At 74.3% G+C, this 12,296-nt stretch carries 13 protein-coding genes; 12 read left to right on the top strand and 1 reads right to left on the bottom strand.

The genetic code is table 11. From position 1 onward, the window contains the following. Window positions 1-11 precede the first annotated feature (11 nt). The 9 genes from LDL48_RS19770 to LDL48_RS19730 are packed head-to-tail and all read left to right on the top strand — an operon-like array spanning window position 12 to window position 8,136. Complete coding sequence (locus LDL48_RS19770) at window positions 12-278, top strand: acyl carrier protein (RefSeq protein ID WP_225256642.1); 267 nt, start codon at window positions 12-14, stop codon at window positions 276-278. Beyond that, on the top strand, window positions 278-652 hold the full coding sequence (locus LDL48_RS19765) for a 3-hydroxyacyl-ACP dehydratase FabZ family protein (RefSeq protein WP_225256641.1): 375 nt from the start codon (window positions 278-280) through the stop codon (window positions 650-652). The genes LDL48_RS19770 and LDL48_RS19765 overlap by 1 nt, the downstream gene beginning before the upstream one ends. Beyond that, window positions 649-1,137, top strand: coding sequence for a 3-hydroxyacyl-ACP dehydratase FabZ family protein (locus LDL48_RS19760; protein ID WP_225256640.1), 489 nt, complete (start codon window positions 649-651; stop codon window positions 1,135-1,137). Before LDL48_RS19765 ends, LDL48_RS19760 begins: the two co-directional genes overlap by 4 nt. Window positions 1,138-1,155: 18 nt before the next feature. After that, on the top strand, window positions 1,156-1,926 hold the full coding sequence (gene fabG, locus LDL48_RS19755; RefSeq protein ID WP_225256639.1) for a 3-oxoacyl-ACP reductase FabG: 771 nt from the start codon (window positions 1,156-1,158) through the stop codon (window positions 1,924-1,926). A gap of 1 nt (window position 1,927) precedes the next feature. After that, window positions 1,928-2,647 (top strand): 2-hydroxychromene-2-carboxylate isomerase, encoded by a 720-nt coding sequence (locus LDL48_RS19750; protein WP_225256638.1) that lies wholly within the window; start codon window positions 1,928-1,930, stop codon window positions 2,645-2,647. A gap of 26 nt (window positions 2,648-2,673) precedes the next feature. Then, on the top strand, window positions 2,674-4,434 hold the full coding sequence (locus tag LDL48_RS19745) for a fatty acyl-AMP ligase (RefSeq protein ID WP_225256637.1): 1,761 nt from the start codon (window positions 2,674-2,676) through the stop codon (window positions 4,432-4,434). Then, window positions 4,431-6,161 carry an acyl-CoA dehydrogenase family protein gene (locus LDL48_RS19740; protein WP_225256636.1) on the top strand — a complete coding sequence of 577 codons (1,731 nt, stop codon included), beginning with the start codon at window positions 4,431-4,433 and terminating at the stop codon, window positions 6,159-6,161. The genes LDL48_RS19745 and LDL48_RS19740 overlap by 4 nt, the downstream gene beginning before the upstream one ends. Further along, the gene (locus tag LDL48_RS19735) at window positions 6,158-7,870 is read left to right on the top strand and encodes an acyl-CoA dehydrogenase family protein (RefSeq protein ID WP_225256635.1); all 1,713 of its coding nucleotides are present in this window, start codon (window positions 6,158-6,160) and stop codon (window positions 7,868-7,870) included. The genes LDL48_RS19740 and LDL48_RS19735 overlap by 4 nt, the downstream gene beginning before the upstream one ends. Then, window positions 7,867-8,136: an acyl carrier protein gene (locus LDL48_RS19730; protein ID WP_225256634.1), complete on the top strand. Its 270-nt coding sequence runs from the start codon at window positions 7,867-7,869 to the stop codon at window positions 8,134-8,136. The genes LDL48_RS19735 and LDL48_RS19730 overlap by 4 nt, the downstream gene beginning before the upstream one ends. Window positions 8,137-8,197: 61 nt before the next feature. Here the strand turns inward: LDL48_RS19730 and LDL48_RS19725 are convergent, their stop codons facing one another. Next, window positions 8,198-8,695 (bottom strand): hypothetical protein, encoded by a 498-nt coding sequence (locus LDL48_RS19725; RefSeq protein ID WP_225256633.1) that lies wholly within the window; start codon window positions 8,693-8,695, stop codon window positions 8,198-8,200. 117 nt (window positions 8,696-8,812) lie between these two features. On the opposite strand from LDL48_RS19725, the gene LDL48_RS19720 reads away from it, so the two are divergent. The 3 genes from LDL48_RS19720 to LDL48_RS19710 are packed head-to-tail and all read left to right on the top strand — an operon-like array spanning window position 8,813 to window position 12,275. Further along, window positions 8,813-10,201, top strand: a complete 1,389-nt coding sequence (locus LDL48_RS19720; protein ID WP_225256632.1) for a cytochrome P450 — start codon at window positions 8,813-8,815, stop codon at window positions 10,199-10,201. After that, window positions 10,198-11,202: a terpene synthase family protein gene (locus LDL48_RS19715; RefSeq protein WP_225256631.1), complete on the top strand. Its 1,005-nt coding sequence runs from the start codon at window positions 10,198-10,200 to the stop codon at window positions 11,200-11,202. The genes LDL48_RS19720 and LDL48_RS19715 overlap by 4 nt, the downstream gene beginning before the upstream one ends. Then, window positions 11,199-12,275: a polyprenyl synthetase family protein gene (locus tag LDL48_RS19710; RefSeq protein ID WP_225256630.1), complete on the top strand. Its 1,077-nt coding sequence runs from the start codon at window positions 11,199-11,201 to the stop codon at window positions 12,273-12,275. Before LDL48_RS19715 ends, LDL48_RS19710 begins: the two co-directional genes overlap by 4 nt. The last annotated feature ends 21 nt before the right edge of the window (window positions 12,276-12,296 follow it).

The following is a 12,296-nucleotide window of genomic DNA, read 5'->3' as shown; positions in this document are numbered from 1 at the left end:
AAGGACCTGTCATGACCATCGAACCGGAGACCACCGCGGCCCTGGACCTCGAGGAACTGCGCACGATGATCGCCGACGTCATCGACGTGGACGTCGCCGAGGTGACCGACGACGCCACGTTCGCCGACGACCTGGAGGTGGACTCGCTGCTGGCGCTGGAACTCGCGGTCCAGTTCGAGAACCACTACGGCGTCAAGGTCGCCGAGGACGAGATCGCCCAGTTCACCGACCTGCGCGCGACCCACCGGCTGCTCGCCGGCAAGATGGCGGGGGTGTGATGACGTTCGCCAGTCCGCTCGCCACCGGAGTGACGCTGCTCCACCAGGACCGCTCCTCGGCGGTCGCACGGGTCCGGCTGGACCCCGGCGACCCGGCGTTCACCGGGCACTATCCGGGCTTCCCGGTGCTGCCCGGTGTGCTGGCCCTGGAGTACGCCGGCGCGGCGCTGCGGGCGGCCCGGCCGGACCGCGCCTGGGAGCTGCGGGAGATCGCCAACGCCCGGTTCCGCCGGCCGATCCGTCCCGGTGACGTCCTCACCATCTCGCTGAGCCTGGCCGACGCCGGCGACCGGATGGCCGTGCAGGCCCAGCTGTCCACCGAGCACGGGCCGGCGGCGGACCTCCGCCTGGAGTACGCGGACGGCCTCGCATGATGGACACCGCCGCGATCGCCGCGCACATCCCGCACCGCTACCCGATGCTGCTGCTGGACCGGGTGACCGCGGTGACACCGGGCAGCTCGCTGGTCGCGGTCAAGGCGATCACCGCGACCGAGCCCTGCTACCGGCGCGAGCCCGGCGCGCCGCCGCTGACCGACTTCCGGTACCCGGCACCGCTGCTGCTGGAGTCGCTGGCCCAGGCCGCGGTGATCCTGGCGACCTGGGACGAGCCCAACCCGGATGTCTGCGCCGGCCGGCTGGAGCTGGGCGCCTCGTTCCGCGGCGTCCGTTTCCGGCAGGGCGTCCACCCCGGTGATCTGGTCGAGCACCGGATCGTCCTGCGGAAGGCGCTGGGCGACACCTCGGTGGTCAGCGGCGTCGCGTCGGTCGACGGCCGGCCGGTGCTCGAGGTCGACCAGTTCGTGCTCGCCATGCGGGACGTGGCGAGCTTCCACACGCCCGACATTCTGCCCGCCTAGCGCGGCACGGAGGATCTGATGACCGATTCGTTGGAACGCGCCGGTACGGGCAACGCCCGCCCGGTCGCCGTGGTGACCGGAGGTTCGCGCGGCATCGGCCGGGCGGTCGTGGAGCGGCTGGCCGAGGAGGACTACGACATCGCCTTCTGCTACCGGTCCGACGGCGGGGCCGCCGAGGCGGTCACCGCGAAGGCGGAGGCGGCCGGCGCCCGGGTGCTGAGCCGCCGGGTCGACGTGAGCGACGCACCCGCGGTCCGCGCCTTCGTGGACGAGGTCGAGTCCGGCCTCGGCCCGATCGAGGCGCTGGTCACCTCGGCGGGCATCGTGCGGGACCGGCCGCTGCCGCTGATGGCCGACGACGAGTGGCACGACGTGCTCGGCACCAACCTGGACGGTACGTACTTCGCCTGCCGGGCGGTCATCATGGCGATGATGAAGCGCCGCCGTGGCGCCATCGTCACGGTGTCGTCGGTCTCCGGCATCGGCGGCAACGCGAGCCAGGCCAACTACGCCGCGTCCAAGGCGGGCATCATCGGCTTCACCCAGTCACTGGCCAAGGAGGCCGGCCGGTTCGGGGTCCGGGCCAACGTCGTCGCGCCCGGCTTCATCGAGACCGACATGACCGGCGACCTGCCGCCGAAGGTGGTCAAGGAACTCTTCGCCCGGGTGGCGTTGCGCCGGCTGGGCCGCCCCGAGGAGGTCGCCGACCTGACCGCGTTCCTGCTGTCGTCGCGGGCCTCGTACGTGACCGGCCAGGTCTTCCGGGTCGACGGCGGGATGGTGATCTGACGTGGCCACCCGGACGCCCCGGTTCTTCTTCAGCCTGCGCAGCCCGTACTCCTGGCTCGCCTACCACGATCTGACCGTGCGGCGGCCGGACCTGACCGGGTCGGTGGAGTGGGTGCCGTACTGGGAACCGGACGCGGCGATGCGGCAGGTCCTCGGCGATCTGGGCGGCGAGTTCCTGTACACCGAGATGCACAAGGCCAAGCAGCTGTACCTGCTGCAGGACGTACGCCGCCTGGCGCAGGCGCGCGGGTTCGCGGTGACCTGGCCGGTCGACCGGGAACCGGCGTGGGAGGTGCCGCACCTCGCCTACCTGGCGGCGGCGGAATTCGGCCGCGGCCACGACTTCATCCGCGGCGTGCACGAGGCGCGCTGGCAGCTCGGCCGGGACATCTGCGACCCGGCCACGGTCGGCCGGATCGCCGAGCGGATCGGGCTCGACCCGGACCGGATCGCCGGGGCGCACCAGATCCCGCGGATCCGCGCGGCGGGCGTCCGGTCGCTGCTGATCGCGTACCAGACCGGCGTGTTCGGCGTGCCGTTCCTGGTGGCCGGCCGGCAGAAGTTCTGGGGCCTGGACCGCCTGGACGGGTTCCTGGACGCGATCGGTGCCGCCCCGGCCACGGTGCCGGCCACGGTGCCGGACGACCTGGTGCCGCCGGAGGCGGTGGCGGTCGGCGCGGGGCGCGGCGGGGACGGCGGGCACGCCGGCGGATGCGGCTGACCGGCCGACGACAACGGGGGACGGTAATGGACAACGACGGCAACAGTTTCGTGGCGCGGTTCCGGGCCGCGGCAGGCGTGCGGCCGGACCGGCCGGCGCTCATCCACAGCAGCTACGAGTCCGGCGGGCTGCGCGACCACCCGATCCGGTACGCCGACCTGGACCACGACGCGCGTACCGTCGCGGTCTGGCTCGCCGACCGGGTCCGGCCCGGGGACCGGGTGGTGCTCTGCTACCCGGCCGGCCCCGAGTTCGTCCGGGTCTTCCTGGGCTGCCTCTACGCGGGCGTGCTGCCGGTGCCGACGTCGCTGCCCGGTGGCTACCGGCACCATCTGGCGCGTACCGCCGGCATCGTGGCGGACGCGGGCGCCGCGCTGCTGCTCACCGACCGGGCCCACGCCGGGGAACTGACCCGGCAGCTCGCCGGCACCGGCCGGCCGGTGCCGGTGGTCGCCTCGGACGACCGTCCGGCGGTGGACGGCGGGCTCTGGACGCCGCCGCCGGTGGACCCGGACGCTCCCGCCTTCCTGCAGTACACCTCCGGCTCCACCAGCGACCCGAAGGGTGTCGTGGTGTCGCAGGCCAACCTGGTGCACAACCTGCGTTCCGGGCGCGCGCTGCTGCGGGTGGACGCGGACGCCGTGGTGGGTGGCTGGCTGCCGACCCACCACGACATGGGCCTGATCGCGATGACGCTGCTGCCGCTGATGACCGGCGGCACCGCGGTGCACACCGCGCCGATGAACTTCCTGCGCCGGCCGGTCACCTGGCTGGAACTGATCGACCGGCACGACATCGCGGTGAGCGCCGCGCCGAACTTCGCCTACGAGCTGTGCGTCAAGCGGATCTCCGCGGCCCAGCTGGCGACGGTGGACCTGTCCCGGTGGACCCGGGCCTGCAACGGCGCCGAGCCGATCGACGCCGGCACCCTGGCCCGGTTCGCGGACCACGTGGCGGCGTGCGGGTTCGACCGGCGCGCGCTGGTGGCCGGTTACGGGATGGCGGAGACCACCCTGTTCGCGGCCGGCAGCGTGCCCGGCCGGCCGCCGGTGGTCACCACCGCGGACACCCGGTCGCTGGAGGTCGACGGCCGGCTGGAACCGGCCGGTGCCGGCGGCACGGCCCTGGTCGGCTGCGGCCGCGCGGCCGACCTCACGGTACGGGTCGTCGACCCGGCGACCCGGCAGGTGCGGCCGGACGGGACGATCGGCGAGATCTGGCTGCGCGGGCCGAGCGTGGCCCGGGGCTACTGGGGGCGCCCGGAGCAGAGTGCGGAGACGTTCCGGGCCACCACCGCGGACGGCGACGAGGGTTTCCTGCGCACCGGCGACCTCGGCGTGCTGCGGTACGGCGAGTTGTACGTCACCGGCCGGCTCAAGGAAATGATGATCATCAACGGCCGCAACGTCTACCCGCAGGACGTCGAGCGGGAGGCCCGCGCCGTGCTCGGCGGCGACGTGGTCCGCGCGGCGTGTGCCTTCTCGGTGCCGGTGCCGGCCGAACGCCTGGTGGTGATCGCCGAGGTGCGGACCCGGGGGATGACCGCGGACGCCGTCGCGGACCTGGCCCGCGACGTCCGTTCGGCGCTGACCGCCGCGCTCAACCTGGGCGGGCTCGACCTGGTCGTCGCGCGGCCCGGCCAGATCCGCAAGACCACCAGCGGCAAGGTGCAACGGGCCGCGATGCGGGCGGCGTTCCTGGCCGGCGACCTGGACCCGGTGCACGAGGCCCTGACCGAGCAGACCGCCCGCCGGTACCGCCGGCACGACGCGGGAGTGCCGGTGTGAGCCCGTACCTGGACGCGGTGTCCGACGAGATCGAGGCGCTGCTCGGCGATCCCGCCGGGCCGGCCGCCGTGGTCGCCTGGCCGCGCAGCGGGGAACTCGACCGCCGCGCCGAACTGCCGCTCGCCGAGCTGCGCGAGCTGGACCGGCTGGGCCTGCCGGCCTATTACGTGCCGGCCGCGCTCGGCGGCCGGCTCACCGGCTTCCCGGCGCTGTTCGGCGTGATCCGGACGCTGGCCCGCCGCGACTTCACGGTGGCGCTCGCGCACTGCAAGACCTTCCTGGGCGCGGCCTGCGTGTGGGTGGGTGGCAGCCCGGAGCAGACCGCCGGGCTGGCCGCCCGGGTGCTCGACGGCGCCGTGGTCTCCCTCGGCCTGACCGAACGCGGCCACGGCAGCGACCTGCTGGCCGGCGAGGTCCGCGCCGAACCGGTGCCGGACGGCTACCGCCTGAACGGCACCAAGTGGCTGATCAACAACGCCGGCCGGGCCGACCTGATGTGTGTGCTGGCGGCGACCCGCCCGGACACCGGCAGCCGCGGTTTCAGCCTGCTCCTGGTGGACCTGCGCGACCTGCCGGACGGGGCCTGCCGCCGGCTGCCCCGGGAGGCCACGCTCGGGGTCCGCGGCGCCGACATCAGCGGGGTCGCCTTCCACGACGCGCCGGTGCCCCGGTCCGCCGTGGTCGGTGCCGAGGGCGGCGGCGTCGAGCTGGTGCTGCGGGCGTTGCAGGTGACCCGCACGCTGTGCGCCGCGATGTCGGTGGGGCTGGCCGACCACGCGCTGCGGATCACCCTCGGCTTCGCCGGCGCGCATCAGATGTACGGCCGGGCGCTGGCGACGCTCCCGCACGCCGCCCGCAGCCTCGCCGAGGCCGCCGCCGACCTGTTCACCGCGGAGGCCGTGGGCCTGGTCGGCACGCGGGCGATCCACTCGCTCACCGCCGAGCAGAGCGTCATCTCGGCCGCCATCAAGTACCTGGTGCCGACCCGGACCGACCACACGGTCATGCAGCTGGCCGAGGTGCTCGGCGCCCGGGCGCTGCTCACCGACGGGTACGCCGACGGCCGGTTCCAGAAGATCGAGCGGGACCACCGCATCGTCGGCATCTTCGACGGCAGCACGGTGGTCAACCTGAACGCGATCGTCAACCAGTTCCCGGGTCTGGCCCGCGGCTACCGGCGCAGGTGCGACGAGGCCGGGGTGCGCACCGCGGCGGACCTGTCCGCGCCGCTGCCCCCGTTCGTGCCGGACCGGCTGGCCCTGGTCTCCCGGGGCGGCTGCAGCGTGGTGAACGCGTTGCCGGACACCGTGCGGCGCACCGCCGAACTGGTCGCCGCCGGGGACGCACCGGCACCGCTCGGCGCCCTCGGGGCCCGGCTGCTGGCGCTCGCCGACGATGTGCACGCGCGGCTGGGTGCGCACCGGCCGACCCGGCGGGTGCCGACCGAGGCGTTCGCGCTCGCCGCCCGCTGGACGACCGTGTTCGCCGGCGCCGCGGTGTTGCGGCTCTGGCTGGAGAACCGCGCGACGGCGCCGGCCGGTTCGCTGCTCGCCGGCCCGGACTGGGTGACCGCCGGGCTCAGCCGGCTGCTCACCCAGCTCGGTGAGCCGGAGCAGCCGGACCTGGACCCGGTGTACGACCGGCTGCTGACCGCGGTGCAGGACCAGTTCGCCCGCGGTGCCCCGTTCTCCCTGCTGACCACGCCCTCGGACGGAGCACCGCGATGACCGCCGGCCTGACCCGGACCGCACTCGACCTCGGCGACCCCTGGGACGCCGGCAACCCGCTCGGGTACCCGGAGGTGCTCGCCGCGGACGCCGCCGGCGAACCGTTCACCGCGGGGGAGGAGCTGCTGCGGTCGGCCGGTCTGCAGCGGCACTTCGTCCCGGCGTCGCTCGGCGGGGAACTCCGCGGCGCCGACCAGTTCGCCCGGACCATGCGGGCGGTGTTCAGCCGGGACGCCGGCCTCGGCGTCGGCTTCGGCGCCACCTCGTTCATCGCGGCCGTGCCGGTGTGGACGGCCGGCTCCCCGCACCAGCGGCGGACCGTGGCCGACGTGCTGCTGGACGGTGGGCGCTGCGCCGCCGCGTTCACCGAGTGGGACCACGGCGCGGACTTCGGCCGCGCCGACGTGCGGGCCCGCCCGGCCGGCGACGGGTGGCGGATCAGCGGCGCCAAACACCTGATCAACAACGTCGCCCGCGCGGATCTGGTCACCCTGTTCGCCCGCACCGACGACCGGCCGGGCAGCCGGAGCCACTCGAACCTGCTGGTCGACATGCGCGGCCGGCCCGGCACGCACTACCGCCTGCTGCCGCGGTACCGGACCAGCGGGATGCGCGGCTGCCTGCTCGGCGGCATCGACTTCACCGACGCCCCGGTGCCGGCCGGCGCGGTGATCGGGGAGCCCGGGGACGCCCTGGAGACCGTGTTCCGGGCGTTCCAGATCACCCGGTGCGTGCTGCCCGGCATGGTGATCGGCATCCTGGACAGCCAGCTCCGGCTGGCCGTGCGGTACGCGCAGGGGCGCCGGCTGTACGGGCAGGCGGTCGCGGACCTGCCGCACACCCGGGAGGTCCTCGGCGGCGCGTTCGTCGACCTGCTCATCGCGGACTGCCTGGCCACCGTCGGCGCCCGGGCGTTGCACGTGCTGCCGGCCGAGGGCAGCGTGCTCTCCGCCGCGGTGAAGTACCTGGTGCCGAAGCTGTTGCACGAGGCCGGGTACGAACTGTCGACGCTGCTCGGGGCCAGCTACTACCTGGCCGACGGCGAGCACGCCGCGTTCGGCAAGCACGCCCGCGACCTGCCCGTCGCGGTGCTCGCCCACGCCAGCTCGGCGGTGTGCCTGTCCACCATCATCCCGCAGCTGCCCCGGCTAGCCCGGCGCGGCTGGGCCGCCACCGACACCGCGCCGCCACCGGCCACGCTGTTCCGGCCGGGCGACGTCCTCGCCGAACTCGATCCGGCCCGCCTCGCGGTCAACAACCGGGGGGTGGACACGCTCACCGCGACGCTGCGGGCCGAGCGGGACCGCGCCGACACCGATCCCGGGGTACGCCGGCACGCCGACGCCTTCTGCGCCGAACTCGCCGCGCTGGGTGAGCGGGCCGGGGCCCTCGCACCCCGGGACCAGACCGTGATGGCCGGCCGGGACAGCTTCGTGCTGGCGCACCGGTACAGCGTCGTCCTGGCCGCCGCCGCCTGTGTCGGCGTGTGGCGCCGGCACCCGGAGGACCCGTTCCTCGGCGACCCGGCCTGGCTGGTGACCGCGTTGCAGCGGCTGCGGGTCCGGCTCGACCGGGCCACCCGGCCGATGTGGACGGCCGCCGGGCCGGTCCCGGCCACCGTCGACGACGAACTGTCCCGCCGCTACCGGCACAACCTCTGGTTCGACCTCACGAGCACACCGATTTCCCTCGACAGGAGCGCACCGTGACCACTGCCCAACACCCCGCCGGCACCCGGACCGTGACGGAGATCGCGGACTGGCTGGCCGAGCGCGTCGCGTACTACCTGGAGATCGCCCCGGAGGCGGTGGACCGGGCGGCCCAGCTGTCCGATCTGGGCTTCGACTCGGTCTACGCGATGACGCTGAGCGGCGACATCGAGGAGTGGCTGGACGTCGAGATCGACGCGACGGTGGCCTGGGACCATCCGACGGTGCTGGCGCTCGCGGCGCACCTGCACGAGCGGTGTGCGTAGGGCGTGTTTCGGGGTGGGAGACGGGCCACGCCTCGCTCCGGCCCCCACCCCGAAACACGCCCTAGGCCCGGTCCCGCCGGGACGCGATGAGGCCCTGCCGGCGCAGGCGGGACAGCCAGCCGTTCATCGTGTGCCGGGGCACGCCGTACGCGGCGGCCAGGGCACCGATGCTGGCCGCGTTCCGGTACGCGGCGACGAGCTCGTCGGCGTCCGGCATCCGCCGGTAGTTGCGCTCGGCGGTCTCCGGCGCCGGTTGCCCGCTCGCCTCGGTCCCGGGTCCCGGATCGGGCGCGGATCTCTGCTCGGGCAGCGCCACCGGCGGCGCCGTGCCGCCCGGTGCCGCGCCGACCGGCGGCGCGGCCGGGTCCGGCCCGGCGAACGCGGACAACAGCTGATCCAGCGACACATGCGGAAGGGACAGCCCCGACACGCTTCCGCCCTGTCCGGCCGTCACGGTCACCTCGAGCACCCGGGACGTGCCGGCGGACGTGTCCAGATGAATCGTCATCAGGCCGCCGTCGGGGCGGTCGGACTCGACGGTGACGGTGAATCTGCTCATGTGCGGTCCAGACGACGATCCGATGTGTCCGACCCGGAGTATCGCACGGTGGCTGCTCGTCCAGCCCCGCCTGTACCGGGCCGGTGACACCCGTCCAGCTTGAACAGGAAGGTTCCGATGCCCCTATCGACCCGGCGTGAGGCGCACCAGGGACTGCGGCCGGTGCCCCGCCTCCGCTTCCGCGACGGCCTCGGCGGCACCGTCGCCTTCAAACGCGACCAGCTCGGATTCCTCGGCGGCGGCCTGCGGCGGCACGGTGACATCTACGGCTTCCGCACACTGGGACTGCCGATGGTGCTGGTCAACCACCCCGACTACATCCGGCACATCCTGGTGGAACGCGCCGACGGATACGACAAGAACGCGATCCTGTTCCGGATCGTCCGGCCGGTCCTGCGCGAGGGCCTGATCGCCATCGGGGACAACGACGTGTGGTGGCGGCAACGCCGCCTGATGGCACCGCACTTCACCCCGCGCGCGGTGACCGCCTTCACCGGCAACATGGTGGACGAGAGCGCGAAGATGCTGGGCCGCTGGGAGCACCGCGGGATCGGCACCGTGCTGGACGTGACCGACGAGATCGGCCAGCTCGCGCTGCGGATCGTCAACCGGTCGCTGTTCAGCGCGGACGTCAGCGCCGGCGCCCAGTCCTTCGAACGCGCCTTCGGCGCCGCCAACGAGATTCTCGGCGCCTTCTTCCGCTTCCCGTTCCCGCCGCTGAACGTGCCCATTCCCCGGCACCTCCGGCTGCGCCGGGCCATCGACGACATGGACCGGTTCGTCAACGGGTTCATCACCGAGCGGCTGCACCGTCCGGTGGACCCGGACACCACACCGGACCTGCTGACCCTGCTGATGCACTCGGCCGACGAGGACGACGGCCGCCGGATGGCCGTCGAACAGCTGCACCACGAGGTGCTGAACCTGTGCATCGGCGCGTACGAGACCACCACCAACGCGCTGTCCTGGGCGTTCTACCTGATCGCCGAGCATCCCGAGGTGGAACGCCGGCTGCACGCCGAGGTCGACGAGGTGCTCGGCGGCCGGCTGCCGTCCGCCGACGACCTGCCGCGCCTGCGGTACGCCCGGATGATCGTGGACGAGACGCTGCGCATCTACTCGCCGGCGTACCAGTCGATGCGCCGGGCCAAGGTGGACGACGAGGTCGGCGGGTACTTCATCCCGGCCGGCACGAACATCCTGATCAACAGCTACTTCCTGCACCGGCACCGCGACTTCTGGGACGACCCGGAACGGTTCGACCCGGAGCGGTTCACCCCGGAGCGCATCGCGGCCCGTCCCAAGCACGCCTACCTGCCGTTCGGCGCCGGTCAGCGGGTCTGCATCGGCAAGCACTTCGCGCTCGCCGAGCTGGTGCTGGCGATGACCACGGTGGCCCGCCGGTTCCGGCTGGTCCGTCCACCGGGCGCGCCGCCGGTGGAGCCGGAGGCACTGGTCACGCTGCACCCGCGTGGCGGCATCCACCTGCGGCTGGAGGAACGGTGACGACCGACCGGCTGATCGCGGCGTTCGAGGTGTTCCCGTACCAGGTGCACGTGGACGTGGAACGGGCGCGGGCCCACCTCACCGACTGGGCCGGCCGCACCGGCCTGGTGGGTGAGGCGGCGCGGCGGCGCTTCGAGAAGGCCGACTTCGGCTGGTTCGCCGCCATGGTCTACCCCACCGCGGACCGGACCGGCCTGTACCTGACGGCGGACTGGTTCGCCTGGCTCTTCATGGTCGACGACCAGCTCGACGACGGTGCCGAGGGCCGGGACCCGGACCGGCTGCGTACCGTGTTCGACGGCATGCGGGCGGTGCTGACCGGCGCCGGCCCGGCCACCGCGCCGGTACCGGCACCGGGGGTGGCGATCAGCTCGCTTGTGGACCTGTGGGGGCGTACCGCGCCCCTGCAGACTCCGCGCTGGCGACGGCGCTTCACCGGTCACCTGACCGAGTGCCTCACCACGGCCGCGACCTGGGAGGCCGGCAACCGGCGCGCCGGCGTCGTGCCGGACCCGGCCACCTACATCCGGAAGCGGCGGCACACCGGGGCCATCTACGTCTGCATGGATCTGATCGACGTGGTGTCCAGCCTCGACGTGCCCGACGCGGTGTACGACTCGGCGCCGTTCCGCGCCGCCCTCGACGCCGCCAGCGACGTGGTCTGCTGGACCAACGACGTGTACTCGCTGGAGAAGGAGCGGGCCCTCGGCGAGGTGCACAATCTGGTCCACGTCCTGCAGCACCACCACGGGTGGGACACCGGCACCGCGCTGGACCGGACCTGCGCGGCGATCGCCGACCGGATCGACGAGTTCCGGCGGGCCGAGGAGCGGCTGCTGGCCGGCCGCCCGGAGCACGCCGAGGTGCTGGCCCGCTACACCGCCGGCATGCGCAGCTGGATGCGCGGCAACCTCGACTGGTCCAGCCGGACCCGGCGCTACCGCGACCCCGCCGCGGCCACCGGATACCTGGAATCCGCGCTGTTCGGGAGCCGGGCATGACGGCCCCTCCGGGCACCGTGGCACCGGACCGGACCCGGTTGCGGGCCACCCGGGCGCTGCTCGACCCGGCCCTGCGGCGCGCCGTCGACCCGATCTCCGGCCCGGTCCGCGACGTGCTGCACTACCACTTCGGCTGGACCGACGCCGCCGGCCGGCCGGCCGGCCTCGGCTGGGGCAAGGGGCTGCGGGGCGCGGTGGTCCTGGCCGCCGCGCAGGCCACCGGCGGCCCGGTCCGGCCGGCCCTGCCGGTGGCGGTCGCGGTGGAACTGGTGCACAACTTCACCCTGCTGCACGACGACGTGCTGGACGGCGACGAACTGCGGCGCGGCCGGCCGGCGGCCCGGACCGTGTTCGGCGACGCGCAGGCGATCCTGGCCGGCGACGCCCTGCTGGTGCTGGGCACCGAGGTCCTGCACGACGCGGCGCCGGCCGCGGCCCCCGAGCTGTTCGGGTCGCTGCGGCGCCTGGTCGTCGGGCAGAGCGCGGACCTGGCGTTCGAGGCGCGCGGTGACGTGACGCTGCCGGCCGCGCTGGCCATGGCGGCCGGCAAGACCGCGGCGCTGTTCGCGGGCGCGGCCGCCGCCGGTGCCCGTGCGGCCGGTGCCGCCCCGGAACGGGTGACCGGCCTACGCCGGTTCGGCGAACACCTGGGCCTGGCGTTCCAGCTCGTCGACGACATCCTGGGCATCTGGGGGGACGGTGCGGTCACCCGCAAGCCGGTCGGCGCCGACGTCCGCCGCCGCAAGAAGTCCCTGCCGGTGGTGTTCGCCCTGGCCGGCGGCACGGCCGCGGGCACCGCGCTGGCCGAGCTGTATGCCGCGTCCCGGCCGCTCACCGGACCGGAGGTGGCGCGTGCCACCGGCCTGATCGAGGAGGCGGGCGGGCGCGCCTGGGCCCGGGCCGAGGCGGCCCGGCAGCACGCCGCCGCGCTCCGGTGCCTCGCCGGCGTGACCGGGACGGCCGACGTGACCGGGACGGCCGACGTGACCGGGACGGCCGGCGTGGCTGGACCGGCCGGCGTGGACTCGTGGCTGTCGCGGCTGGCCGGGCTGGCGGTGTGGCGCGACCACTGACCGGCCGTCGCGGTCCGCTCC

It is taken from the genome of Jidongwangia harbinensis, assembly GCF_020216025.1.
GTDB classification, from domain to species: domain Bacteria; phylum Actinomycetota; class Actinomycetes; order Mycobacteriales; family Micromonosporaceae; genus Actinoplanes; species Actinoplanes harbinensis.
The sequence above is the reverse complement of the archived record's forward strand: the minus strand, read 5'-3'. Positions and strand labels throughout refer to the sequence as shown.